The sequence below is a fragment of the Streptomyces europaeiscabiei genome, assembly GCF_001550375.1.
GTDB lineage: Bacteria > Actinomycetota > Actinomycetes > Streptomycetales > Streptomycetaceae > Streptomyces > Streptomyces europaeiscabiei.
On the sequence record NZ_LRTR01000829.1, the window covers coordinates 12,107 to 37,341 of the forward strand.

General features: G+C 70.0%; 14 protein-coding genes and 6 pseudogenes. 9 read left to right on the forward strand and 11 right to left on the reverse strand.

Annotated features, from left to right (window positions below; translation table 11 throughout):
• Window positions 1–251: 251 nt before the first annotated feature.
• The gene (locus AWZ10_RS41340) at window positions 252–4,823 is read right to left on the reverse strand and encodes a hypothetical protein (RefSeq protein ID WP_060893733.1); all 4,572 of its coding nucleotides are present in this window, start codon (window positions 4,821–4,823) and stop codon (window positions 252–254) included.
• 690 nt (window positions 4,824–5,513) lie between these two features.
• On the opposite strand from AWZ10_RS41340, the gene AWZ10_RS49270 reads away from it, so the two are divergent.
• Complete coding sequence (locus tag AWZ10_RS49270; RefSeq protein WP_267893517.1) at window positions 5,514–5,744, forward strand: YrhB domain-containing protein; 231 nt, start codon at window positions 5,514–5,516, stop codon at window positions 5,742–5,744.
• A 184-nt stretch (window positions 5,745–5,928) separates the two neighbouring features.
• Here AWZ10_RS49270 and AWZ10_RS56085 read toward each other — a convergent pair.
• Window positions 5,929–6,282 (reverse strand): annotated as a pseudogene (locus tag AWZ10_RS56085) (toll/interleukin-1 receptor domain-containing protein); the annotation flags it as partial.
• Window positions 6,283–6,508: 226 nt separating this feature from the next.
• Between AWZ10_RS56085 and AWZ10_RS56090 the strand changes: the two are divergent.
• Window positions 6,509–6,862 (forward strand): annotated as a pseudogene (locus tag AWZ10_RS56090) (toll/interleukin-1 receptor domain-containing protein); the annotation flags it as partial.
• Between the two features lie 184 nt (window positions 6,863–7,046).
• Here the strand turns inward: AWZ10_RS56090 and AWZ10_RS41345 are convergent.
• Window positions 7,047–7,277: a YrhB domain-containing protein gene (locus AWZ10_RS41345; protein WP_267893517.1), complete on the reverse strand. Its 231-nt coding sequence runs from the start codon at window positions 7,275–7,277 to the stop codon at window positions 7,047–7,049.
• Between the two features lie 690 nt (window positions 7,278–7,967).
• Between AWZ10_RS41345 and AWZ10_RS41350 the strand changes: the two genes are divergently transcribed.
• The 4 genes from AWZ10_RS41350 to AWZ10_RS41365 all read left to right on the forward strand — a co-directional run bounded on the left by AWZ10_RS41350 (window position 7,968) and on the right by AWZ10_RS41365 (window position 14,862).
• A complete protein-coding gene (locus AWZ10_RS41350) occupies window positions 7,968–12,539 on the forward strand; it encodes a hypothetical protein (protein ID WP_060893733.1) in 4,572 nt (1,523 codons plus the stop codon).
• 408 nt (window positions 12,540–12,947) lie between these two features.
• On the forward strand, window positions 12,948–14,246 hold the full coding sequence (locus AWZ10_RS53235; RefSeq protein WP_060893662.1) for a hypothetical protein: 1,299 nt from the start codon (window positions 12,948–12,950) through the stop codon (window positions 14,244–14,246).
• A gap of 125 nt (window positions 14,247–14,371) precedes the next feature.
• The gene (locus AWZ10_RS41360; RefSeq protein WP_234360654.1) at window positions 14,372–14,569 is read left to right on the forward strand and encodes a toxin-antitoxin system HicB family antitoxin; all 198 of its coding nucleotides are present in this window, start codon (window positions 14,372–14,374) and stop codon (window positions 14,567–14,569) included.
• Window positions 14,566–14,862, forward strand: a complete 297-nt coding sequence (locus AWZ10_RS41365) for a hypothetical protein (protein ID WP_005477573.1) — start codon at window positions 14,566–14,568, stop codon at window positions 14,860–14,862. Before AWZ10_RS41360 ends, AWZ10_RS41365 begins: the two co-directional genes overlap by 4 nt.
• A 75-nt stretch (window positions 14,863–14,937) precedes the next feature.
• Here AWZ10_RS41365 and AWZ10_RS41370 read toward each other — a convergent pair whose 3' ends face one another.
• From AWZ10_RS41370 to AWZ10_RS41375, 3 genes and pseudogenes are all read right to left on the reverse strand, one after another.
• Window positions 14,938–15,948, reverse strand: a complete 1,011-nt coding sequence (locus tag AWZ10_RS41370; protein ID WP_060893661.1) for a transposase — start codon at window positions 15,946–15,948, stop codon at window positions 14,938–14,940.
• A 247-nt stretch (window positions 15,949–16,195) separates the two neighbouring features.
• Window positions 16,196–16,282: pseudogene (locus tag AWZ10_RS54665) on the reverse strand (hypothetical protein); the annotation flags it as partial.
• 679 nt (window positions 16,283–16,961) lie between these two features.
• Window positions 16,962–17,699 (reverse strand): hypothetical protein, encoded by a 738-nt coding sequence (locus AWZ10_RS41375; protein WP_046703167.1) that lies wholly within the window; start codon window positions 17,697–17,699, stop codon window positions 16,962–16,964.
• 218 nt (window positions 17,700–17,917) lie between these two features.
• Between AWZ10_RS41375 and AWZ10_RS56095 the strand changes: the two are divergent.
• Window positions 17,918–18,175 (forward strand): annotated as a pseudogene (locus AWZ10_RS56095) (NucA/NucB deoxyribonuclease domain-containing protein); the annotation flags it as partial.
• A 385-nt stretch (window positions 18,176–18,560) separates the two neighbouring features.
• Here the strand turns inward: AWZ10_RS56095 and AWZ10_RS51060 are convergent.
• From AWZ10_RS51060 to AWZ10_RS54670, 3 genes and pseudogenes are all read right to left on the reverse strand, one after another.
• A pseudogene (locus AWZ10_RS51060) lies at window positions 18,561–18,686 on the reverse strand (IS256 family transposase); the annotation flags it as partial.
• 114 nt (window positions 18,687–18,800) lie between these two features.
• Window positions 18,801–20,024: an esterase/lipase family protein gene (locus AWZ10_RS41385; RefSeq protein ID WP_060893659.1), complete on the reverse strand. Its 1,224-nt coding sequence runs from the start codon at window positions 20,022–20,024 to the stop codon at window positions 18,801–18,803.
• Window positions 20,025–20,365: 341 nt separating this feature from the next.
• Window positions 20,366–20,998, reverse strand: a complete 633-nt coding sequence (locus tag AWZ10_RS54670; RefSeq protein WP_244172726.1) for a hypothetical protein — start codon at window positions 20,996–20,998, stop codon at window positions 20,366–20,368.
• Window positions 20,999–21,038: 40 nt separating this feature from the next.
• Between AWZ10_RS54670 and AWZ10_RS53240 the strand changes: the two genes are divergently transcribed.
• Window positions 21,039–21,200: a hypothetical protein gene (locus tag AWZ10_RS53240; protein WP_208618649.1), complete on the forward strand. Its 162-nt coding sequence runs from the start codon at window positions 21,039–21,041 to the stop codon at window positions 21,198–21,200.
• Window positions 21,201–21,992: 792 nt separating this feature from the next.
• Window positions 21,993–22,514: pseudogene (locus AWZ10_RS41400) on the forward strand (winged helix-turn-helix domain-containing protein); the annotation flags it as partial.
• Between the two features lie 695 nt (window positions 22,515–23,209).
• Here AWZ10_RS41400 and AWZ10_RS41405 read toward each other — a convergent pair.
• Both AWZ10_RS41405 and AWZ10_RS41410 read right to left on the reverse strand, forming a co-directional pair.
• A complete protein-coding gene (locus tag AWZ10_RS41405) occupies window positions 23,210–23,959 on the reverse strand; it encodes a DUF6585 family protein (RefSeq protein ID WP_159014965.1) in 750 nt (249 codons plus the stop codon).
• Window positions 23,960–24,160: 201 nt separating this feature from the next.
• Window positions 24,161–24,904 (reverse strand): IclR family transcriptional regulator, encoded by a 744-nt coding sequence (locus AWZ10_RS41410; RefSeq protein ID WP_046703211.1) that lies wholly within the window; start codon window positions 24,902–24,904, stop codon window positions 24,161–24,163.
• Window positions 24,905–25,235: the final 331 nt, after the last annotated feature.

A 25,235-nucleotide genomic window follows, 5' to 3' on the forward strand; every position in this document is an offset into this window, starting at 1 on the left:
GGTGTGCGGCGGCCGACGGCGGGACGGCAGCCACGCTACCGGCTCGGTCCCGGGCCGGCTGGGAGAAGTACAGTTACTTCCCAGGCCACAGGCTGTACGCCGTCACTTTTCGACACGGTTGCGCCCGGGCCCCCTGGATCTGGTCGTGCGTGCGACGGCCGACCGTCGGCCGTCCGGCAGGGGAGGATGCCCGGGAGGCGCTGCGGTCGCTCGTCTTCGGCCGTTGCGGTAAGTGCCGCCGGGCACCGCGATCACCCTCCTTGCCGGGACGGCGACCTTTTCCAGGCCTGGGTGAACAGCTCGTGCAGCGGGAGCGGGGAGAGCAGGCGGCAGAACGGGCCGTATATGTCTTTGCCGTTGGAGTTGGGGGCGGCGTACGGGGTGAGTTTGGCCGTCTCCAGGGGGAGGTGTGGGGTCTTGAGGTCGGTCCAGGGGCCCGGGATGAAGGCGGTACGGCCCGCGCGGGGGCGTTTGCCGGTCTCGGTGAGGCCGCTGGTGGCGAGGGCGGACTGCGCGGCTTTGTGGCGGGCCGGGGACCAGGCGTTCCAGCGGCGGATGTTGCGGTCCGTGGGGTGGGCGAGGGTAAGGAGCTGGAGGTGGAGGGCGGCGGCGTCCTCGTCGAGGGAGAGGGCGGTGGCGACCTCGCCGACCAGGGCCGGGACGCTGAGGAGGGGATTAGCTTCGTAGGAGCCGGGCGGCACCGGGGTGGTGGCGGCGCGCTGGACCATGCGGGCCAGGCCGCCGTCGGGGGTGTAGAGCTGGGTGACGTCGGGGGTGGAGGCTCGGAGGAAGACGTTGCCGTTCGGGACGGTGACGACGAGGCTGCCGTTGTCGTACGCCGACGGGAGCGTGTGACCGTCCGGCTGGTAGGGCCTGCTGCGCAGGTGGAGCCGGCCTTCGTACGGCTTGAAGGACGGGGCCGTCGCCACGGATGCAGCCTGGTCCGGGCGGGGGGCCAGGGGGATCAGGTACGTCGGGGAGTCCAGCAGGGTGCGCAGGTCTTGGTACAGACCGGTGGCCCAGGTGACGGACGGGTCGCCCACGGGGCGTTCGGTGAGCGCCCAGGCCAGGGCCGTCGCCGGGACCACGTGCGGCAGGTCGTCGGGGTGTATCCAGGAGCCGGTCGTGCCGTCGGACTCGTCGCGGTGCAGGGAGAAGTGCCCTGAGACGCTGCCCTCGGCCAGTGTGAACCCCTTGTCCTGGGCGGGGATCGCCTCGCCCCTCGCGAGGCGGTGGGCCCAATCACCGGTGATGCCGAGGTCGGTCTCCAGGCCGTCGGCCAGGTGCTCGTCGACGTACGGGGTCCGCCCGACGCGCCCGGTCCAGGCGTCGGCCATGCGCTCGGCGGCGGCGACCATACCGTCCTCCGTCCAGAGGCCGGGCAGTTCGGCCGGGTCGTCGGGCAGGCCCGCCGCGAGGACGGCCAGTCTGCCGGAGGACCCGAGCCGGTATTCGCCGTATGCCCAGGCCAGGCTCTGGCTCGCGTTGTACGGCGCCGACCGCAGCAGTTTGTCGTACTCCTTCCCGGCGCCGTAGGGCAGGCCACCCAGCGTCAGGGCGGAGATGGCCCGCCGTACGCCTGTGCGGCGGGAGAACGCCTCCAGCGCGGCGGGCGAGAGGGGCAAGGGGCCCCGCGCCGCGAGGAGTTCGAGCAGTCGGGCGAGACGGGTACGGTCGTCACGGGTGAGCGTGACGGTCGTGCACCCGGTGGCCTCCGCGGGTGCCGGGTCCGTGGCCCGCTGGACGAAGCGCTCCCCGGTGTCACCCTTGACACCCGGGTCGTCCGGTGGTCCGGATGCGATCACCCGGCCCTCCGCCCGGTGCGCCGCGAGCGCGGACGCCGGTGCCTGCCCCGTGCGCCAACTGCTGCCGCCCTCTGCGAAGGGCTGTTCGCGCCAGGTCTCCAGCAGGGCCAGCAGACAGGCCCGTTCGGAATCGGCGGTCGTGGACATGAGCGCTCGCCAGGCCACCGCGTCGATCGAGCCGAGCAGCACGGTCCAGTCGACGGGCCGGGCCGCAGGCGCGAGACGGCGGGTCTCGTCGTCGATCTCGCCGCGCAGGTGGCGGCCGTCGGCGGCCAGAGCGGTGAGCATGGCGGGCTGCGGCTGGGGCCTGGGAGCCTTGTAGTGCACGGGTTCGTCCCGCAGGCCGCGCAGTGCGGTGGTCAGCTCCGTGTCCGGTACGGGGTTCTTCAGCGTGACGGCGGGTGCGGACCGCATGACGCCGACCCGCCGGGAGAGCTCCTCGCGGCGGCGCCGCACGTCGGCGGCCAGGCGGACCGCGCGCAGCACGCCGTCACGGAGGTCGGGGTCCGTCAACTCCGGCATTACCTCCAGCAGTACGTCGGTGAGGCTGGCCGGGGAGTCGAGGAGACGGCGTACGGTCTCGTCGTCGACCGCACGCAGCGCGGCCGAGGCCGCCGGGTCCCGGGGGACGAGGAAGTGCCAGTACGCGGGCGGGGGGAACGGCATGGGTCCGGCGGCGGCCGGCGGCTTGTGCCACGGGTGCTTGGGGTCCGGGAAACCGCGGACCTCCCACAGCAGCGAACCGTCTTCGACCGCGGCGCATCGGACGTTGATCTGCTCCGCCAGCACGCCGTCCTCGCCGCCCTCGGGCAGCCGCAGGATGCCCCATGGGTCCTGGCCCTGCCGTGAGACCCGGTAGGTCGCCTCGCGCCCGTCGATTCCCTCCAGGACGAACCGGTCGGGTGCGTTGTTCCGGTACTTCGTACGGAACAGCACCCGGAAACCGACCAGGGAACCGGCCTGTCCCAGCGGGGACTCGGGGGCGCCCGGCGGCATCGGGGCCAGGGAGAGGGTCTCCTTGAAGACCGCAGTGCCCGGGGGCAGGGTGCCCGTGCCGGGGAAGTCCGGCAGGGTGGTGTCCTCGGTACGGGCGCCGGTGGTCGGGTCGACGCGGGCCCATCCGTCCCCGTACACCTGCGCGCTCCACACCCGCTTGCCGTCCGACATCTGTAGTTCGTGGTTGTCGATGCCCTCGCGGCCGCCGGGGCGCAGCACCCGCTCGCCGTCGTGCCGGCCGTCGCCGTCGGCGGTCTCGAACTGGAAGCCGAGGGCACCGTCGATGGAGCCGCCGTACGGCACCATGCCGCTGGCGTTCTCCGGCTCGAAGACCTCGTCGGGGGCGTCCGCCCAGAAGGCGCGGTCACTGCAGTAGGGGTTCGTGTCCGTCGTCCAGGCGACCAGGAACTTCCCGCCCACGTAGTGCACGGTGTGCAGGGTCGCGTCGTCCGGGACGCGGTAGGTGCAGGAGGCGCGGCGGCCTGCGTGGTCGACGGCGATGGCCCGGTCGCGGGAGTACAGCGTCAGCACGGGCCAGGTGCAGGTCACGGCCGTGATCTCGGCGAGGGGCAGTTCGGTGAGGGCGTCCTCCAGCGCGGGCCAGCCCAGTTCCTCCGGCAGCCCGGCCCGCAGGGCGCGGGTCAGCGGGCCGGTCAGGTCGAGGGAGGCGAGGGCCTCCTCGATGCCGTCCAGCGCGGTGGCGGTGGGGCGGTCCAGGAGGGTGGTCAGTTCGTCGATCGCCTCGTGGGCCGCACCGAGCCCGCCGCCGCGCAGGGCGTCGAGCAGGCTGTTGATCCGGGTCAGGACCTCGGCGGCGATGCCCTCGTTGCCCGGCAGCCGGGTGATCGCCGTACCGCCTCCGCCTCCGCCCCGTTCACGGCTGTGCAGGCCTTCATGGACCGTGCCCTCCAAGCGGCGGCCGAAGACCGGATGCGCGGCCACCGCCTTCAGATCGCGGCGCGAGCGGTCGCCCCAGAACTGCAGCAGGACCGTCTCGCCCGGGTCGTGCACCTCGATGCCCTCGGCCAGGCAGGCGTCCAGCAAATCCGCGTCGATATCGGTGAGGTGCCGCCACTTGGTCTCGTGCAGCCGCACTGGCTCGCCCGCCGCGCGCAGGCGCGGGGCGAACAGCGCCAGCAGCTCGAACAGCTCGGGCGGCATGGGCTGACGGGAGACACCGCCGTACGGAACCTGGCGGTACGCGTACTCTCGGGCGAACCGGCTCAGCCAGGCGCTCAGCCCGCCGTCCGGGGTGATGCGCCCCGCCGCCACCGACTCGGCCGCTCCGGAGCGCAGCAGCAGACGCACCCAGGGGGCGGAGTCCGCCCGCGTCGGCGGAAACAGGTCCAGCAGCACCGCCTGCACGGCGTCATCCTGCGGATGCTTGGCCATCACGGCCGCCGCCGCGTCCAGCAGGGCGTTCGGCACTGCCTTGCCGTGTGCCCCGCGCAGCGCCACGCCCAGCAGCCGGGCCTCCTCGTCCGTGCCCAGCCCGGCGGCCCGGGCGGAGGAACGGATCAGCTTGGCCAGGTCGGCGGGGAGGTCACCGGGAGAGGCCGCCCAGGCCTCCAGCAGCCGTATGGTCTCCTGGTGCGCCCGCTCCGGCGGCAACGTTGCCGCCAGTCGGCCCTGATGGGTCGTCAACTCCTTGGCGGGCAGCGCACCGGCCCGCGCGAACATCAGCACGTTCTCCCGGAGCCGGTCCGTGTCCACGGGCAGCGCGTGGTCCCGCTCGGCCTTCCGGGCGAGGGCGTAGGCGCGGCTCGCCTGCTTGGGGAACGAAAGGCTCATGCGGTGGGCGACGGAGTCCCAGAACGGCGGCAGGTGCGCCGGGGGCAACCGCCGTGCCCGCCAGGTCATGTCGTCCAGAAACCGGCCCGGCTTCTCGTGTGTCCGGAACAGGCCCGACTCGGCTGCCTCCATCAACTCGCGCGCGGCCGGCTCGGCGCCCGCGTCGTGGGTGAGGACCCAGTCGACGTACGGCACCAGGGAGTTGGGTTTCGGAGGCAGCGTGACGGTCATGCGGAAGATCGTGACACGCGCCACTGACAGTCAGGCATGATCCGCCCCCAGAGGCCTGGCCGCCCTCGATATCCCGCTGTACAAGAGGATTCCCACACCACTTCGCTCAGCCATAGATCAACATGCAGGTAGCCGGCGGCGCGCTCCACGGCGCGTGAGAGGCAGCGCTGCGCCGAGTTCCGTGCGCGGTTCCGTACAAGGCCCCCCGTCCCGCCCGTTGTGACCGTGGTGCGAGCAAGATGGGCGTCCTCGCCTGTCGGGACGAATCCAAGGAGGCGCCCCCTCGGGCTTTCCGGCGTAGGGGTGCGCCTCTTGCTGTGTGCTGCGGGGCCTCCGCCGGAGCGCGGGCAGAGCAGTGCATCGGTCGATGACCTGCTGTACGTGGGGCCGGGTGTAGGCCCCGGACAATCAGCCGGTGAGGACGGCGTACGGGTCCGGGGCCTGGGGCGGGTGTCCCGTCACCCCATGGGCTAGGCGATGGGGCGAGTGGTCCGCCCTCTATGCGGGTGGCTCGTCCAGGTGAATCCGCACCGCCGCGATGAACGCGTCGAGTGTGGGTTTGATGGCGGCGGAGGCATCTACGATGCGGCGGGCTTGAGGCGGGGGGTCGCATGGGCCGCCACTGCTGCCGCAGCGTGCCGAGCTGGTGTCGGGTGAGCAGGCCCGCGTCTCTTGTTCGCCGTCCGGCTCGTGGAGGCGCAGCTGGAGCGTGAGTCGCAGGGGCAGCTGCGAGTGACACATGTCGAGGAGCACGAACTGGTGTGGGTTGTCGCCTACCAGTCGGCGGAGTACCTGCGGACGGGAGACCCCTCTCGGATGCTGGTGGGTGGTGGCCCGTTTCTCGTCGATCGCGTTGCACGACCCTGCTGCACCTCGCCGCCCTCCTCCCAACGGCACTCAGTGCAGCGCACCCCGGCGTAGTGGTCTCCGCGGTCGTAGTCGGTCGCACCCCACTGTTTCGAACTTGGCTGGCGGGGCGCCGCAGTTGGGGCAGATCACGTAGACGTCGGCTCCGTGAAAGAACACGGCCTCGATGGTCGCCTCGTCCAGGAGCTGTTGGACGCCTTGAAGGAATCCGGTGGTATCGACCCAAGATCTTGTTGACGGCGGTCTGGTCGTCGTCATCGGTCACGGAGACCCAGTACAGGGGGCGGAGGAGCGCCGGGAGTGGCGTGTCGTCCAGGCAGACCGGGATGATCCTGAGTCCGTCTTCCAGTCGCCGGATGATCGCAGTCTCCAACTCGGACTTGACCCACTCCGACGTGCTGGCGCGCTCGGACCAGCAGACGAGCACGGTGTCGACCGTGTCCAAGGCGACCCCGACTTTGCCAGGAATGGAGTCGCCGGGGCTCAGTTCCCACTCATCGAGCCAGATGTCCACGCCGCCCAACCGCAGCTTCGTGGCGAAGGAGCGAACGGCAGGCTTGTCCTTATGGGTGTGGGAAACGAACGCGCGCACTGCTGCGCCTTGTCATCCCAAAGACCTAGGACCAGATTATCGTCAAGATGACATTTTCGCATCTGCATTCAGGCACTCCGACTCCGGCCTCGGGGAACAGCGGAGCAGCCGATATCGGCTGCTCCGCTGTTCCCCGAGGCCGGAGTCGGAGTGCCTGAATGCAGATGCGAAAATGTCATCTTGACGATAATCTGGTCCTAGGTCTTTGGGATGACAAGGCGCAGCAGTGCGCGCGTTCGTTTCCCACACCCATAAGGACAAGCCTGCCGTTCGCTCCTTCGCCACGAAGCTGCGGTTGGGCGGCGTGGACATCTGGCTCGATGAGTGGGAACTGAGCCCCGGCGACTCCATTCCTGGCAAAGTCGGGGTCGCCTTGGACACGGTCGACACCGTGCTCGTCTGCTGGTCCGAGCGCGCCAGCACGTCGGAGTGGGTCAAGTCCGAGTTGGAGACTGCGATCATCCGGCGACTGGAAGACGGACTCAGGATCATCCCGGTCTGCCTGGACGACACGCCACTCCCGGCGCTCCTCCGCCCCCTGTACTGGGTCTCCGTGACCGATGACGACGACCAGACCGCCGTCAACAAGATCTTGGGTCGATACCACCGGATTCCTTCAAGGCGTCCAACAGCTCCTGGACGAGGCGACCATCGAGGCCGTGTTCTTTCACGGAGCCGACGTCTACGTGATCTGCCCCAACTGCGGCGCCCCGCCAGCCAAGTTCGAAACAGTGGGGTGCGACCGACTACGACCGCGGAGACCACTACGCCGGGGTGCGCTGCACTGAGTGCCGTTGGGAGGAGGGCGGCGAGGTGCAGCAGGGTCGTGCAACGCGATCGACGAGAAACGGGCCACCACCCACCAGCATCCGAGAGGGGTCTCCCGTCCGCAGGTACTCCGCCGACTGGTAGGCGACAACCCACACCAGTTCGTGCTCCTCGACATGTGTCACTCGCAGCTGCCCCTGCGACTCACGCTCCAGCTGCGCCTCCACGAGCCGGACGGCGAACAAGAGACGCGGGCCTGCTCACCCGACACCAGCTCGGCACGCTGCGGCAGCAGTGGCGGCCCATGCGACCCCCCGCCTCAAGCCCGCCGCATCGTAGATGCCTCCGCCGCCATCAAACCCACACTCGACGCGTTCATCGCGGCGGTGCGGATTCACCTGGACGAGCCACCCGCATAGAGGGCGGACCACTCGCCCCATCGCCTAGCCCATGGGGTGACGGGACACCCGCCCCAGGCCCCGGACCCGTACGCCGTCCTCACCGGCTGATTGTCCGGGGCCTACACCCGGCCCCACGTACAGCAGGTCATCGACCGATGCACTGCTCTGCCCGCGCTCCGGCGGAGGCCCCGCAGCACACAGCAAGAGGCGCACCCCTACGCCGGAAAGCCCGAGGGGGCGCCTCCTTGGATTCGTCCCGACAGGCGAGGACGCCCATCTTGCTCGCACCACGGTCACAACGGGCGGGACGGGGGGCCTTGTACGGAACCGCGCACGGAACTCGGCGCAGCGCTGCCTCTCACGCGCCGTGGAGCGCGCCGCCGGCTACCTGCATGTTGATCTATGGCTGAGCGAAGTGGTGTGGGAATCCTCTTGTACAGCGGGATATCGAGGGCGGCCAGGCCTCTGGGGGCGGATCATGCCTGACTGTCAGTGGCGCGTGTCACGATCTTCCGCATGACCGTCACGCTGCCTCCGAAACCCAACTCCCTGGTGCCGTACGTCGACTGGGTCCTCACCCACGACGCGGGCGCCGAGCCGGCCGCGCGCGAGTTGATGGAGGCAGCCGAGTCGGGCCTGTTCCGGACACACGAGAAGCCGGGCCGGTTTCTGGACGACATGACCTGGCGGGCACGGCGGTTGCCCCCGGCGCACCTGCCGCCGTTCTGGGACTCCGTCGCCCACCGCATGAGCCTTTCGTTCCCCAAGCAGGCGAGCCGCGCCTACGCCCTCGCCCGGAAGGCCGAGCGGGACCACGCGCTGCCCGTGGACACGGACCGGCTCCGGGAGAACGTGCTGATGTTCGCGCGGGCCGGTGCGCTGCCCGCCAAGGAGTTGACGACCCATCAGGGCCGACTGGCGGCAACGTTGCCGCCGGAGCGGGCGCACCAGGAGACCATACGGCTGCTGGAGGCCTGGGCGGCCTCTCCCGGTGACCTCCCCGCCGACCTGGCCAAGCTGATCCGTTCCTCCGCCCGGGCCGCCGGGCTGGGCACGGACGAGGAGGCCCGGCTGCTGGGCGTGGCGCTGCGCGGGGCACACGGCAAGGCAGTGCCGAACGCCCTGCTGGACGCGGCGGCGGCCGTGATGGCCAAGCATCCGCAGGATGACGCCGTGCAGGCGGTGCTGCTGGACCTGTTTCCGCCGACGCGGGCGGACTCCGCCCCCTGGGTGCGTCTGCTGCTGCGCTCCGGAGCGGCCGAGTCGGTGGCGGCGGGGCGCATCACCCCGGACGGCGGGCTGAGCGCCTGGCTGAGCCGGTTCGCCCGAGAGTACGCGTACCGCCAGGTTCCGTACGGCGGTGTCTCCCGTCAGCCCATGCCGCCCGAGCTGTTCGAGCTGCTGGCGCTGTTCGCCCCGCGCCTGCGCGCGGCGGGCGAGCCAGTGCGGCTGCACGAGACCAAGTGGCGGCACCTCACCGATATCGACGCGGATTTGCTGGACGCCTGCCTGGCCGAGGGCATCGAGGTGCACGACCCGGGCGAGACGGTCCTGCTGCAGTTCTGGGGCGACCGCTCGCGCCGCGATCTGAAGGCGGTGGCCGCGCATCCGGTCTTCGGCCGCCGCTTGGAGGGCACGGTCCATGAAGGCCTGCACAGCCGTGAACGGGGCGGAGGCGGAGGCGGTACGGCGATCACCCGGCTGCCGGGCAACGAGGGCATCGCCGCCGAGGTCCTGACCCGGATCAACAGCCTGCTCGACGCCCTGCGCGGCGGCGGGCTCGGTGCGGCCCACGAGGCGATCGACGAACTGACCACCCTCCTGGACCGCCCCACCGCCACCGCGCTGGACGGCATCGAGGAGGCCCTCGCCTCCCTCGACCTGACCGGCCCGCTGACCCGCGCCCTGCGGGCCGGGCTGCCGGAGGAACTGGGCTGGCCCGCGCTGGAGGACGCCCTCACCGAACTGCCCCTCGCCGAGATCACGGCCGTGACCTGCACCTGGCCCGTGCTGACGCTGTACTCCCGCGACCGGGCCATCGCCGTCGACCACGCAGGCCGCCGCGCCTCCTGCACCTACCGCGTCCCGGACGACGCGACCCTGCACACCGTGCACTACGTGGGCGGGAAGTTCCTGGTCGCCTGGACGACGGACACGAACCCCTACTGCAGTGACCGCGCCTTCTGGGCGGACGCCCCCGACGAGGTCTTCGAGCCGGAGAACGCCAGCGGCATGGTGCCGTACGGCGGCTCCATCGACGGTGCCCTCGGCTTCCAGTTCGAGACCGCCGACGGCGACGGCCGGCACGACGGCGAGCGGGTGCTGCGCCCCGGCGGCCGCGAGGGCATCGACAACCACGAACTACAGATGTCGGACGGCAAGCGGGTGTGGAGCGCGCAGGTGTACGGGGACGGATGGGCCCGCGTCGACCCGACCACCGGCGCCCGTACCGAGGACACCACCCTGCCGGACTTCCCCGGCACGGGCACCCTGCCCCCGGGCACTGCGGTCTTCAAGGAGACCCTCTCCCTGGCCCCGATGCCGCCGGGCGCCCCCGAGTCCCCGCTGGGACAGGCCGGTTCCCTGGTCGGTTTCCGGGTGCTGTTCCGTACGAAGTACCGGAACAACGCACCCGACCGGTTCGTCCTGGAGGGAATCGACGGGCGCGAGGCGACCTACCGGGTCTCACGGCAGGGCCAGGACCCATGGGGCATCCTGCGGCTGCCCGAGGGCGGCGAGGACGGCGTGCTGGCGGAGCAGATCAACGTCCGATGCGCCGCGGTCGAAGACGGTTCGCTGCTGTGGGAGGTCCGCGGTTTCCCGGACCCCAAGCACCCGTGGCACAAGCCGCCGGCCGCCGCCGGACCCATGCCGTTCCCCCCGCCCGCGTACTGGCACTTCCTCGTCCCCCGGGACCCGGCGGCCTCGGCCGCGCTGCGTGCGGTCGACGACGAGACCGTACGCCGTCTCCTCGACTCCCCGGCCAGCCTCACCGACGTACTGCTGGAGGTAATGCCGGAGTTGACGGACCCCGACCTCCGTGACGGCGTGCTGCGCGCGGTCCGCCTGGCCGCCGACGTGCGGCGCCGCCGCGAGGAGCTCTCCCGGCGGGTCGGCGTCATGCGGTCCGCACCCGCCGTCACGCTGAAGAACCCCGTACCGGACACGGAGCTGACCACCGCACTGCGCGGCCTGCGGGACGAACCCGTGCACTACAAGGCTCCCAGGCCCCAGCCGCAGCCCGCCATGCTCACCGCTCTGGCCGCCGACGGCCGCCACCTGCGCGGCGAGATCGACGACGAGACCCGCCGTCTCGCGCCTGCGGCCCGGCCCGTCGACTGGACCGTGCTGCTCGGCTCGATCGACGCGGTGGCCTGGCGAGCGCTCATGTCCACGACCGCCGATTCCGAACGGGCCTGTCTGCTGGCCCTGCTGGAGACCTGGCGCGAACAGCCCTTCGCAGAGGGCGGCAGCAGTTGGCGCACGGGGCAGGCACCGGCGTCCGCGCTCGCGGCGCACCGGGCGGAGGGCCGGGTGATCGCATCCGGACCACCGGACGACCCGGGTGTCAAGGGTGACACCGGGGAGCGCTTCGTCCAGCGGGCCACGGACCCGGCACCCGCGGAGGCCACCGGGTGCACGACCGTCACGCTCACCCGTGACGACCGTACCCGTCTCGCCCGACTGCTCGAACTCCTCGCGGCGCGGGGCCCCTTGCCCCTCTCGCCCGCCGCGCTGGAGGCGTTCTCCCGCCGCACAGGCGTACGGCGGGCCATCTCCGCCCTGACGCTGGGTGGCCTGCCCTACGGCGCCGGGAAGGAGTACGACAAACTGCTGCGGTCGGCGCCGTACAACGCGAGCCAGAGCCTGGCCTGGGCATACGGCGAATACCGGCTCGGGTCCTCCGGCAGACTGGCCGTCCTCGCGGCGGGCCTGCCCGACGACCCGGCCGAACTGCCCGGCCTCTGGACGGAGGACGGTATGGTCGCCGCCGCCGAGCGCATGGCCGACGCCTGGACCGGGCGCGTCGGGCGGACCCCGTACGTCGACGAGCACCTGGCCGACGGCCTGGAGACCGACCTCGGCATCACCGGTGATTGGGCCCACCGCCTCGCGAGGGGCGAGGCGATCCCCGCCCAGGACAAGGGGTTCACACTGGCCGAGGGCAGCGTCTCAGGGCACTTCTCCCTGCACCGCGACGAGTCCGACGGCACGACCGGCTCCTGGATACACCCCGACGACCTGCCGCACGTGGTCCCGGCGACGGCCCTGGCCTGGGCGCTCACCGAACGCCCCGTGGGCGACCCGTCCGTCACCTGGGCCACCGGTCTGTACCAAGACCTGCGCACCCTGCTGGACTCCCCGACGTACCTGATCCCCCTGGCCCCCCGCCCGGACCAGGCTGCATCCGTGGCGACGGCCCCGTCCTTCAAGCCGTACGAAGGCCGGCTCCACCTGCGCAGCAGGCCCTACCAGCCGGACGGTCACACGCTCCCGTCGGCGTACGACAACGGCAGCCTCGTCGTCACCGTCCCGAACGGCAACGTCTTCCTCCGAGCCTCCACCCCCGACGTCACCCAGCTCTACACCCCCGACGGCGGCCTGGCCCGCATGGTCCAGCGCGCCGCCACCACCCCGGTGCCGCCCGGCTCCTACGAAGCTAATCCCCTCCTCAGCGTCCCGGCCCTGGTCGGCGAGGTCGCCACCGCCCTCTCCCTCGACGAGGACGCCGCCGCCCTCCACCTCCAGCTCCTTACCCTCGCCCACCCCACGGACCGCAACATCCGCCGCTGGAACGCCTGGTCCCCGGCCCGCCACAAAGCCGCGCAGTCCGCCCTCGCCACCAGCGGCCTCACCGAGACCGGCAAACGCCCCCGCGCGGGCCGTACCGCCTTCATCCCGGGCCCCTGGACCGACCTCAAGACCCCACACCTCCCCCTGGAGACGGCCAAACTCACCCCGTACGCCGCCCCCAACTCCAACGGCAAAGACATATACGGCCCGTTCTGCCGCCTGCTCTCCCCGCTCCCGCTGCACGAGCTGTTCACCCAGGCCTGGAAAAGGTCGCCGTCCCGGCAAGGAGGGTGATCGCGGTGCCCGGCGGCACTTACCGCAACGGCCGAAGACGAGCGACCGCAGCGCCTCCCGGGCATCCTCCCCTGCCGGACGGCCGACGGTCGGCCGTCGCACGCACGACCAGATCCAGGGGGCCCGGGCGCAACCGTGTCGAAAAGTGACGGCGTACAGCCTGTGGCCTGGGAAGTAACTGTACTTCTCCCAGCCGGCCCGGGACCGAGCCGGTAGCGTGGCTGCCGTCCCGCCGTCGGCCGCCGCACACCCCTGCCCCATCTCAGGAAGAAGGCCCGCCCACCATGGTCCAGGCAGCCTCGCCGCTCACCGGCCTCGGCCGACGCCGCCCGTCACAAGGCGCCATCTCCGTGCCACCTATGAGGGACTGCCGCATCCGGCGCACACTCGTATCGGGGAGGGTGTGAAGTGCGCAGGCCCGTCGATGGCGAGGTACATGTTCACTACGGCCAGATCTATGTCGAGAGTGACCCGGACGGTTTCGGTCCCGGTCTCGCGGAGGCGTTCGCCGGGCAGAGCAGTGGACTGTGCGGGGCGGCGATTCCCGGGGCGCTGTGGCTGACGACCGGGCTGCACACCGGCAGCGTCCCCTTCACCGTCGAAGTCCACGACCAGGCCCCGCCGTTGGACCCGGCATGGGAGGACGTCGTGGAGGTGTCCTTCCGCCCACTGTCCGCCACCAGCGTGCTCATGGAATGGGCAGGCGAGGACACCTGGGAGCTGGACCTGGAAGAAACCGACTACCGGGTGCGCTACTGCGCCACAGGCATGGACGCGGCACGCGAGCAAGACACCCGCTCGGACGACGAACCCGAACTCGACAGATACCTGCTGCAGTTCTGGCCCGCGTCGCCGCGGCCCGACCAGGTACTCAAGCAGACCTCGCAGAACGCCGCCTACTGGCATGACTACGCCCGACAGCAGCCGCCCCCTCCCACACCCGCCGAACGCGCCGCAGCCGAACACCAAGCCCGCCTCACCCAGCAGCAAGCAGAACGAGAACGCCTGCTCGCCCACGAGCGGTGGGAATGGGGTGGGCAGCTGCCCAGCCAGGCTCTGCGCGCCGTCGGCGGCAACGTCCGAGGCCTGCGTGATTTCGACCCCGCACTCCTGCACGCCATCGACGCCGCCGGCCCCACCACCCAGCGCTCGGTGGCCCTGCTCGCGGCCCGCCGGGCCTGCGAGAGGGCCGGTCTGACCGGCCTGGACTGGATCTCCGACGCCCTCACGGCCCTGGCCGCCGGCCGTCCGCTGCCGCCGCCCTTCGACGACCCGGACCGCCTGTGGCGGGTACTGGATTCGGACCCGCGTGTCCCGAACAGGACCGTCGGCCGGGCCATCCCGCCCGAACGGCCGCCCTACCACCCGCCCGTTCCCCCAGGGGGCCAGGAGCCTCTGCTAAAACCCTCACAGGAATCACCGCCAGTGGTGGGCCCCGCGGCTGCCATGGCGAAACCGCCGAGCCCGCCCGCACCGCAGCCCGACGACAGCCCGGCCCCGTACACCATGGCCGTCGTCATCGGGGCCCCCGACCCGTCCCTGCGGATGTCGCAGCCGCACATGGCCCTGCCCGCACTGGCCGATGCCGCCCACGCCGACCCGCTCCAGGCCGCCCTGGACGCGGTGTACGCGGGCGTGGTCACCTACGGCGAGGACTACCCGGCATTCCTCGAAGAGGTCTGGTCCGTGTGCCACAGCCATCCATAGACACCGAAGCGCACCGGCGGTCATCACGCCCGGCGAGAAGCGGTCTGCCCGCCGTAGGGCCGCCGCGCGGGCTCACCTCGTGCCACCGGATGACGCCACCGTGAAACGGTGGCTATTCTGCATTCATGTCTGTCACCACAATGACGCTGCGCATCCCTGATGAACTGGCCCCCTCGATCAAGGCGGCGGCTTCGGGCGCCAACATGAGCGTGAACGCGTGGATAGTCCGCGCCGCCCGCCGCGCCGCGACCCTCGATGCCGCGCACCAGCTCGCCGGCCTCGGCCTCGGAGACGATCTCGCGGGCGAGGGAGACACTCTGTGAAGCGTGGCGAGGTCTGGGTCCTCCCCGACGAGCGCAACGTTCTGATCGTTTCCCTGACCGGCCTGGAAGAGGCTTACGGCGCGGTGGTCGTGATCGTGCTGCACCCCTCCGGGAGATTCCCCGACACGGCTATGTCCGTCGTGATCGGCGACCCGGTCCCGTGCACCGCCGTCGCGGTCAACATGCAGCAGCTGCGGGCCACCCGATTCGACGGCGCCAAGCTTCTCGGCGAGGTCGCCCCCGAGGCGATGGCACGTGTCGACCAGGCGCTGCGCGCCGTCCTCGACCTCTAGCCTGCGTATTTCACGTGCCGCAGTGTCCGGATCTTGCGCTACTGAAACCCTTGAAGTTTCCCCAAGGCCGGGTAGTTAGCGTTTCTGCAGGTCACGCAAGGTGGCGGTCCTCGTTGGTGCGGCTGCCGCGTAGCGGCCGGTACGAACCCTCTTGATCAGCCCTCTTTCGGTCCAGCGGGCGAGTTGTTGATAGGTGGCGACCATGGTGACGTCGCCGAGGAGTTCGGCGATCTCTCTGGCCCGCCACTGCCGCTCGGGCTCTGCCTGCAGGACCGCGAGGACGCGGGTCGTGCGGTTGCTGATCTGGCCGGGGCCGACGTAGTCGGGGACCGTGGTGTCCGGCAGCGCGGGGCGAGGGGACGGGGGTGGCAGGAGCGCGATCGTCACGGAGGTCACGGTCCGGCTCTGGTCGGGGCGGCCGTCCATCTTCCTTTCCGCGTAGCGCGAGGTCGGCGATTTCACCTTGCGGGTACTGACGCGGGGCCGACTCGGCGGGGCCAGCTCCGTCAGGATCCGCCGTCCGATGGCCCCGATGCCCTGCTCGAAGACTTCTTCCGCGCGTACCAGCAGGTCGCGGGCGGTGTGGAGAGCGATCGTGAATCCGCATCGGTCGAGGTCGGTGCCCGGCCGCGACTGAGCCGTCTCGGCGATGGCCCGACGCAGGAGCTGGTAGCAGATCAGCAGGGACCACATCTCCTGCTTGACGCCGCCTGGGTCGCATGAGCGCAGGACGCGCCCGCGCAGAATGGTGTGGCGCAGGGCGTAGTAGGCGCTCTCGTGCTCCCAACGCTCGTGATAGAGGCGCACGAGACGGTCGGCGGGGTAGCGCCGGGCGTCCAGCAGGGTGGTCACCAGCCGGTAGGAGCCGTCGAAGGTACTGCCGTCGGCGCACGTCACGCTTACCTGAGCCTCGATGATGCGCACGGCGACAGTGCCGATGACCGAGAGGTACGAGGAGTCCGGGAGGGCTGTGAGGACCGGCGGGCGGCGGCGCTGTCGGATGCGGCCCACCACGTGGGCGCCGGTGGCGTGCACGGCGGCGAGGAAGTCGTTGCTGTCGAAGCCCCGGTCCCACAGCACCAGCATCTCGGGACCCAGCCAGCGTCATGAGCTCGACCTGCGGATAGCCGCCGTGCGGGCACCGCCCCAGCCAGCCCCGGTTGCGCTCACTGTCCGGGGTCTTGATCGAGCTGCAGCCGTCGAAGGAGACCGTGCGGTACGGGCCGAAGCGCACGCCGGGCGTCCGTGGCTCAGACAGCGCTCCGGCCACCACCTCGAACAGGGCCTTCATCGGGGCGCAGCCCACCCGGCGGCGCAGATCACGCAGACCCTTCGCGCTGGGGGCCGGCCGGACACGCCCGATTCCGCAGGTCAGCTTGTCCCACACCAGCCGGTAGCCAACCTCAGGGAACAGGCACATCGCCACCACGAAGTACACCCGACCCGTGAGGGCAAGTCCCGAAGACGCTACTGGACCGCGCGGGTCTCCTCCAGGACGGCATCCACCAACTCGAAGGGTAGGAAAGGAGTCAGGCCACCGAGCTGTCCGGCAGCGAACCTCCCGGCGGCCACAGTGACCGTACGGGTGATGGCCATCACAGGAGTTGGCGGGACATGATGAGACGGCAACGGAGCTCCTCGGATACAAGCTGTCTTGGTCGACTGCCTGTACCAACGAGCTCCGTTGCTCTACGTCGGGCACACCTTCAACTGACTTGCGTGACCTGCAGAAACGCTAACTACCCGGCCTTGGGGAAAGTTCACCTGGCCGATCGCGGTCAGTCCGGTACCCTGCCGCAGCATCTCGCCGGCCAGGGCATGCCGAAGCCGGTGCGGACCCACGCGGGGCAGCCCCGCTCGCAGGCAGGCCCGCTCGACGACATCGCCCACCAGGTCCGCGCGGATCGGTCCGCGCGGGGCCCGGCAGGTCAAGAACGTGACCGGCACTGACTCCTACCGCCTCGCCAGCACCCGAGCACGAGCTGAGGAACCCGCCAAGACAGGCTGATACCTGACGTCCCGTGCCGATGGCCCGACGCCTCACCGGCGGCGCCGGGCCACCAACCAAATGCTTTGCGTCGGCACGCGTGCTGCCTTGTTCAGCTGTGCCGCATCCAGATATTGGGCTCGCGATACACGCCATGATCGGAGGACCGGTCGACCCGAAGCAGGCTCAATCCTCCTGGAATCACGTAGTCACCTGACTCGGGGAAGGCCATTCCCGTCCACTGTTCCCACTCAGCAACCGAGCCGGTCATCGTCTGCGAAGCGGGAGCCGCCGAAAGGATCTCGGCACCGAGGCGCTGATGGGTCCGAATCCACGGGTCAAGGGCCATCCCGTCCTCACGGCTCCACCTCATGAAGGTTTCGATGGGTGTCAACGGATACTGCGCCTTCATCGTCGGGCGGACCGGCGCGATGACCTGGACGAAGCCAGCTTTTTCGGCGGTCTGACGCAAAGCTTTGAGGGTCTCTCCCGCAAGTCCGCGCCCCTTGAGCGACGGGGTGACGACAGCTCCGCAGATAACCAGGGTGTTGGCTTCGGTCCCCTGCTCACGCCCTTCGACCGCACGGACAAGGGCCTGGGTATACCCGGTGGGGAGCGTCTCGGTCAGGCCGTCCCAGTGGATTGGTACACCCCAGCCCGATGCGACCGGCGCCTCGTGCTCATCCACCAGCGTGAGGTCCAGACCGGCGAACCACGCACCGACCCTGCCTATGTACTCCTTCACTAGGCGGTCAGCGCTGATGAACTCCGGAAAGCCCTCACTGAAAAGCTCCTTCAGCTGCTCATCCGGCCACGTACGCGTGTCAGTTCGCTCGATCTTCAATGCCATGCCTGTTCATAGCACACAGGTTCTCGGCACTCGCGATACAGCTTCATCCCGCCGTCGTTGACCGGAAGTTGATGGCACTGGTCCGCAAGGGCCTCCGGCCGGGCGGCGGCCCTTCCGGATGAACCGACTCAGCGGAAGCGCTGTCATTTCGCGTGAGCATCTGAGGGCGCTGAGAACATCCATCGCCTCCAAACTGCTGGACAAACGCTGCTGCTGAAAGTGAACGAAGCCACAAGGCCAAGATCAAGACCAACTGGAGAACGGCGTGTCCGTCGAGCCTGGAACAGCCGAAGGGCAAGCAGTGCGACGAGTGCCTCTTCGCGTCGACATGGCAGGGCGCCAAGACCGGCGGCGGCAAATTCAGCCGACACGTGATCGACGGCGAACAGAATGAGGAAGGCGGCAAGGCCGTGGGCCGGTTCTACCTGCATATCCGCATCATTGAGAAGGACAAGTTCCTGATGTGGATCAAGTAGGCATCCAGTGCCTGGCAGAGGACTGCGAGATGAGTGACGAGATGGAACGGGGCAAGGGAAACGTCCCCGTCCAGTACCACCAGTTCGACATCAGTGACTTGTCGTGCACCGGTCCCGGCAGTACCTCATCCAGGCCTGGCCGGCACCGGCCCAGGATGTGGCGGTACTCCGCCAGACCGACAGTTACGGAGCCTCAGTGCGAGCGCACTGAAGTGACGACGCAACCATGATGCTGTCCCGCCCGCCTTCACAGGCGAGCGGGACAGCATCACGTCCAGGGTGGCGGGCCGGCCCGAAACCCCCGTCCAGCCGTGCCACAGCATCGGAGTGGACTCCTCAAATCCCGCAGGGTGAGCACAGGTTGACCTGCGAGCGATCATTTGGCGAGCGCCTTCCAGAAGCCCATCGCTCCGTCACCAACGACCGGCTCCGGATCACACGTGCCGCCCCTGCGGCAATCGCGCAGCAGGTCGGCCCACGACTCGGTCGACTCCCGCAGCCCCTCGGCCAGGAAGGGTGAGAGCACCCCTGTGATCTGCTGACCTGGCCGTAGGTGTTGCGGACGCCGCCTCATCCCGTCGATGTGGCGAAGGGCGGCGTCCATTGTTCCGGGGCGGGCCAGGGGTCAGCGGTCGAACTCCCCGATCAGCCAGGTGCACAGCTCCTCGGTCGGGAGGGTGTGCGGGGTCGTCGTGGACGAGCAGTGGAACGCGTCCACGCTGCTCTGGGAGGGGTCCAGGCTGTCGACCCTGGTGTACAGGTCTTCCTGGCGCTCGAAGTCCAGGATGTCGACCGCGCTGACCGAGGGGACGAAGCACACCTTCGGGTGCCGCAGGTCCGCCTCGCCGCCTGCTTCGATCATGGAGTTGGCGAGGATCTCGTACGTCGCAAGCGTCCCGCCGGGTGCGCCGTCCAGGTCCGGGAAGCCGCTGGTCGTGATGGTCTGCTCGGTCTCCGGGAACTTCCGGTACAGGTAGGCGACCGTCACGTCGTCGCCCTGTGCCTGGGCGTAGAAGGTGGTGCCGGGGTAGCGGACGTCGACCCGCAGGGCGACCTCGCCGGGCCCTACGTCGGGCAGCCCGATGGCGTCGCCGCGGCCGTTGGCGACGGCCAGCTTGCGCGGAATCTGCGGCCACTGGCCGACCCGCGCCAGCTCGTTCAGCAGCGCCGTGCGCTCGGGGGCCACCCCGGTCTTCTTGGTCGCCTCGTCGTAGTGCTGCCACAGCATCTGACGGGCCGCTGCGCTGTTCATCTGCTGCCTGAAGGGGTGGGGCCTGAAGTTCACTGGCGGGAGCAGGTACGCGAACGCCTGGACGCCGATGGGGATGGTGGCGCCGCGGTGCGGGGTGTCGAACGAGAAGTACACGCCCGTCTGGTGCTCGTCCTCGGTGAAGTCGGTCTCCATCCGAGCAAGGGTGTATCGGGTGATTAGCCCGCCCATGCTGAAGCCGCCGACGATCAGCCGTTCGGAGCCCTCGCGGAGCTGGATGGTCTTGCGGATGGTGGCCTCGGCCGCCTTCGAGTTCTCCAGGATGGACGCGGTGCGGTTGTCGAAGCCGAGCAGGATCACGTCCCGGCCGCTTCGACGGAGTTCGGTGAGGAAGGGATAGTCCTCACCGTCCAGGAACTGGTAGAGCTTGTCGAGTTCGCTCTTGCCGTGGTTGAAGCCGTCGGCGATGATCACCGGCCGGGTGAGGCGGTGGTCGTCACCGGCGTGGAAGACCCAGGCGAAGCCCTTGTCGATGTCGTCCCACACCTCGTGATCGGGGACGTCGATCGGATGGGTGGGTGCGTCGAGCGGGTCGCCGATCCTGATCGGGCCGATCTCGGGCTCGGTGGTCTCGGACATGGCCGTGTCTCCTCGCAGGAGGGGTGGGGGAACGACCACATCATGAGGGGTGAAATGCCTGCACCACCCGTTTGACCTGCGGAGTTCATTACAAATGATGCAATGCCCTGCAGGAAGTGTTTAGCCCGGGGGACATCGGTGCGACTACTCGGTCGGCGAGGAACCTGGGGGCTGGCCAGGCTTGCGACGGAGAACATCACGATCGGACCAGTGACGGTCTTGCCGTCGCGCACCGGCGCGATGGTGTGGCTGCCTGGCGATCCCGAAGTACTGGCATACACGATCCGGGGAATGGTCAAGATCGAGTGACAAACGGCCAAGATCAAGTGTCAGAGGACAGTTCACACGCCCTGGTCCGGCCCGCCGCCGCGGAGGACGATGGAGTCATGGGCGAGCACGACCAGGACCAGGACGACGTCGCCGAACCGGCGCGGCCGCCGTTGAGCGCGGTGCAGGCCCGGGAGATGACGGCCGGGCTGCGCGAGGCGATGGACGACCTCCGGCGCTCCGCGGCGGTGCTCGCCGCCCGGGTCCGCGACGCGCACGCCGCCCGCGTCTGGGTGCCGCTCGGACACGGCAACTGGGAGGCGTACTGCGACGCGGAGTTCGGCATCAGCCGCGCCCAGGCGTACCGGCTCCTGGACGTCGCCCGCGCCCTGTCCGCGATCCACGGCGCCGTCGCCGCCGGCACCGAGACGTCTCGCACGCGAGACACCGACCCGGCCACTGCGGCCGCGCTCGACTACGGCCTGTCTCAGCGCGCCCTGATCGCCGTCTCCGGCCGCGCGAACGTCGTCGCGGAGTTGATCACCCGGCGCCTCGCCGCGCTCGCCCACAGGGGCCTGACGGCCCTCGATGAGCCGACGGTGCGCGCGGTGGTCCGCCAGGCCGTCGGCGACGTCCGCATCGCCCCGCCTCCGCCCCCCCGTCGATCCGTCGGCGGATCCCGTAGTCGCCGCAGGGCGCCAGCTCACCGACGACCTCTTCACCAGCGCGCACGCGATCGGCGAGCTGATGCTCGAAGTCGCGCCGGCTTACCTATCCGACACCGAGGCGGCGACCGGCGTTCTGGCGCTGCTGTGCGAGCAGAACGGCGAGCCCATCGAGCACGGCCTCGCCGCCCGCCGCTACGCGATGTCCGGGGACCGCCGCGCGCTGCACGGCACCGTCCTGTGACCGTCGCCGTTCACTGAGACCCGACTTTTGCTGTGAGCCACACACCCCGTTTTCCCCGGTGGACGGGGTGCGCTGTGAGGCTGTCAGGTGTGAGGCGACGGCCTGCGGCGGGGACCTGGTGGTGGTCGTCGGATGGCGGCAGGGTGGTGTCGTGGATGCAGCGCAGTATTTGCATGGGCCCGCGTAGCACAAGGGTGCTGCACGGGTCGGAGGCCGGCCCCAGGAGGTGCGACGGGTGACGCTGGTTCTGCTGCTCCAGAATGATCCGGTGTAGCTGGTGCTACCGGCGCGCTGCCCCCTCCCGGCCGGGAACGACGACGGCGCACTCCTGGTCTGGAGAGCGCCGTGGTCGTGCGGGTGGGGCGGCGGTTCAGTCGGCTATCCGGAGGACGGGCTGGGCCTCGAGGGCCGGGGCTTCCTCGACGCAGTCCGGGTCGGTCGAAGCCGGTGCCTGTCCGGGCGTCGCGGGCCCGCGGGGGCCGGATGTGGCCGGTGGGGAAGTTCAGCGGCCAACGCACGTGTCGATGTTCCTTGAGGTGGTTGACGATGTGGGCGAGCGAAGTGGAGCTGGCCAGGAGCGGGTGGATCAGCACCTCGCCCTTGCGTTGCCGCTCTCCGCGCCTACGGGTCGGTACATCCTCGGCCCTTGGGGGCCTCCGATGCACCGACGGGGCCGAGAAGGTGATCGGGCGGCCCGCGGCTCGCTGGGTGTTGTTACTGATCTCGGCTCGTTAGGGTGATGTTTGCTGAACTTGCCGATGCGGGTGTGGTGTTGTCGGTAGTCCGTGGGGTGTGAGATACGCGGATGGGGGCGGGCTGACGCCTGCAGCACGGCGGCGTCGGGAAGCGGTGCGGATACAAGCGGCGGAGCTGTTCGCGCAGCAGGTCAAACCGCCCGAGGTGGCCCGGCAGCTGCGTGTGAGTCTGAAGTCGGCTTACCGGTGGCAGCAGTTGTGGCGGCAAGGCGGTGCCGACGAGCTGCTTTCGCGAGGACCGAGCGGGGGCCGGTGTCGCCTGTCGCCACGCTGTCTGGAAAGGCTCGCCAGGTATCTCGAGCAGGGGCCGGCCGCGCACGGCTGGACGGAGGACCAGGTGTGGACCGCGGCGAGGGTGGCCACGCTGATCGGCAGGAAGTTCCACGTCTCCTACAGCGTCTCCGGGGCGACGAGGCTGATGCACCGGCTCGGCTTCAGCCCGCAGGTCCCCGCACGGCGGGTCGCCGAGCGTGACGAGGAGTCGGTGAAGGTGTGGAAGGAGGCGACCTGGGCGGAGGTAAAAGGGCCCGGGCGGCCTGTGGGGGCTATATCTGCTTCGAGTTGCGCCGTGAGGCGCTGTGTTTCGGGCGAGGGTGAGAGACCCTCGCCTCCAACCCGTCGTAGCGGGGAGGTGGAGCTGAGGGCAGCCTGACTCGGGTGGTGCCGGGAAGGGCGGGAGCGGCCCTGACAAAGCCGGGACGTACCAGCACTGCCAGATGGTGCGGGTCCGGCGAGCGGAACGGAGAGGAGTACGCGAGGAACCGGCGTCTTTACGTCTCTTAATGATGTACCGGCTCGAACCTGGCGGATCTGGGCCGAGAGCGATGCGTACCTGTCATGAGATGGCAGGGAACTCCCAGGGCGGTATTTCGAAGCCAACCGGGAGGCCACGAGGAAGGACTACGGCGTACTCGTGGCGATGTCGCAGGGACACAGTCGGGCTCCTACTTCGACAAACGAGACAGAGTGAGGACCCGCCAGCCTGATTTCTGCTGGTCGGCGGGGCTGGTGTGCCGTCTTGTTGGGGTACTCGTGCTGGGCAGGGTAGAGATCGGTAGCACGTGATCGTCCGTCAGGGGCGTCTTCTGGGCTTCCCGGGTGCGGGCCTCGGCTTGCGTCTGGCAGAGGCCCTTCGCGCGGAGCGCGCCGTCGGCCTTCTCTCCGGTGGCGATGCGTCCCACCCATGCCACACCCCCGCTACGCTCCCCTCCACCAAGCGGTTTGACCAGGAGGAACAGAAGTCCGGCTGGAGTATCAGGCGGCGGACTGCTCGCGCAGGTTGTGGGCGACCGCCAGGAACAAGTGCAGGTTCGTGATGTCCTTGGCCGGGTGGTGGGACCAGCGGACAGGGTCGCTCGAGGAGCCGGTGGTCATGATGCGGACCAGGAAGCCCGAGGCCTGGACCTCCCGGACCTTCGGCCAGGGCAGGCTGCCCTTCCCGGGGGCTGACACGGCCGTGCGGGAGAGCGAGAGCGCTCCGAACCGGACCGTGCCGCCCTCGCGGAGCATCTCCAGCACGGCCGCTTCCTGCGCGCGGACCACCGCGTCCTGCATCCAGGGACCCCAGGCGTCGGGATCCTCATAGAACTCCGTGATCCGCACCGACCCCTGGCCGGGGGCGCTTGCCGAGTAGACGTATCTGGTCGGGTGGGGGCGGCCGTAGACGATCAGCTGGGTGATCTCCTGCTGGAGGCGCAGGGAGTCCCAACGCAGGGCGACCGGCTCGCCGCCGGACGGCGGGTGCACGACCAGCCCCTCCTCGAACAGGTGCAGCCGCTGGGCGGCCCGCTTCCGGCTGAAGTCGGGGAAACGGCGCATCCAGAACCAGTAGTACAACAGCCCGGGGACCAGGAAGAACGGCATGAGCATGAGGCAGTTGAAGACATGGGCGGCGAACACCGCGCGACGGAGGCGCTTCGGCGCGAACACGCCCTGGACCGGCCCTAGCCGATGCCGGGCGGCCAGGTCGGCGACCTCGGGAGACACGGGGGTGACTGGAGTCATGAGGACGAGCCTCCAGTCCGCGTCCACGCGTGACAACCGTGAGTCTACGTAGATCGGTTACGTATCTTCCGACCACGGCCACGCCCCACGCCTGTGGGCCCACTGTCAGTAAGCGCCTCCGGCGCCAACACCCAGAGTCTTCACAGCGACTCGGTGGCACGGGCAGCTGCGTTGCGGGCTGCCGGTCCGGCCCTACCGCCGTCAGCCCAGGTAGCGGGCGGTGATCTCCGACGCGGTGTCTGCGACCATACGTCCCAGCTCGGCCGTGCCGGCGGGATCGAAGCGGGAGTCGGGCATGGAGGCGGCGACGGCGGCCAGGGGTGAGCCGCCGGCGTCCAGGACGGGCGCGGCCACGGCGCACACGTCCGGTCGGTACTGGTTGCGGTTGACGGCGTAACCGCGGTGCCTGACGCGACGCAGTTCCGCACGCAGTTCCGACGGGTCGGTGATGGTCTCCTTGCCGTACCCCTCCAGCGCGCCCGCTGAGAACTGGTCGATCTCGGAATGCGGCAGATGAGCCAGGACGGCGCGTCCGGCCGCGGTGGCGTGCAGGGGTGAGGTGTCGCCGATGGTGTGGAACGTGCGCACGGGGTGATCGCAGTCGACGCGGTCCACCACGACCATGCACTGAAGGGCGTCCGGCACCGCCAGGTGCACCGTCTCGTTCAGAGCGTCGCGCAGGCGGACCATCGGCTCGCGGGCGGCGGCGAACAGGCTGGAGCCCTGAAGTGCGGCGGGCCGCACGGACAGCACGCGGGCGCCGATCTCCCAGCGGGTGGTGTCCCTGCGGTTGGCCCGCAGCCAGCCGGCCTCGGCCAGTGTGACCAGTGTGCGCTGCACCGTCGACTTCGGAAGACCGAAGATCTTCGTCAGTTCCCCGACGGTGACCGGCTGGTGCTGGGCGACCGCCTCCAGGATGCGCAGTGACCTGGTGACGCTCTTCATCTCCATCTGGGGCCTCGCGGTACGGGTAAAAGGCTCGGTTTCGCTTCTTGACTCTCTCCGGAGCCTCGGGCAAGCTCGTGCCGGATGTTAGCACAGCATTCCACAATGCGGCACGCATGATCGGACCAGGCATCGGGCCGGCGCCGTGGAGGTGCCACATCCCCCGTCCGCGCGGCGATGGACAGCGGTAGTGCCCTGACCCGCCTACCGAGCCGCGCGATACAGCCGCTCTGTGCCGGGCCCGCTCCCCCGGTCGGGCACAGAGCGGTGACGGTCGTGGGTCATACGAGTCGGCCCCCCACGCTCGTGCGTGAGGGGCCGATGTCGCCGT

Bases quoted from the DNA above. Each gene is read 5' to 3' on its own strand.
- AWZ10_RS41410 (WP_046703211.1), bottom strand. From the start codon at position 24,904: ATGAAGAGCGTCACCAGGTCACTGCGCATCCTGGAGGCGGTCGCCCAG.
- AWZ10_RS41385 (WP_060893659.1), bottom strand. From the start codon at position 20,024: ATGTCCGAGACCACCGAGCCCGAGATCGGCCCGATCAGGATCGGCGAC.
- AWZ10_RS41375 (WP_046703167.1), bottom strand. From the start codon at position 17,699: ATGGCATTGAAGATCGAGCGAACTGACACGCGTACGTGGCCGGATGAG.
- AWZ10_RS41370 (WP_060893661.1), bottom strand. From the start codon at position 15,948: ATGCTGGTGCTGTGGGACCGGGGCTTCGACAGCAACGACTTCCTCGCC.
- AWZ10_RS41350 (WP_060893733.1), top strand. From the start codon at position 7,968: ATGACCGTCACGCTGCCTCCGAAACCCAACTCCCTGGTGCCGTACGTC.
- AWZ10_RS41360 (WP_234360654.1), top strand. From the start codon at position 14,372: ATGTCTGTCACCACAATGACGCTGCGCATCCCTGATGAACTGGCCCCC.
- AWZ10_RS53240 (WP_208618649.1), top strand. From the start codon at position 21,039: ATGCTCGAAGTCGCGCCGGCTTACCTATCCGACACCGAGGCGGCGACC.
- AWZ10_RS41405 (WP_159014965.1), bottom strand. From the start codon at position 23,959: ATGACTCCAGTCACCCCCGTGTCTCCCGAGGTCGCCGACCTGGCCGCC.
- AWZ10_RS41340 (WP_060893733.1), bottom strand. From the start codon at position 4,823: ATGACCGTCACGCTGCCTCCGAAACCCAACTCCCTGGTGCCGTACGTC.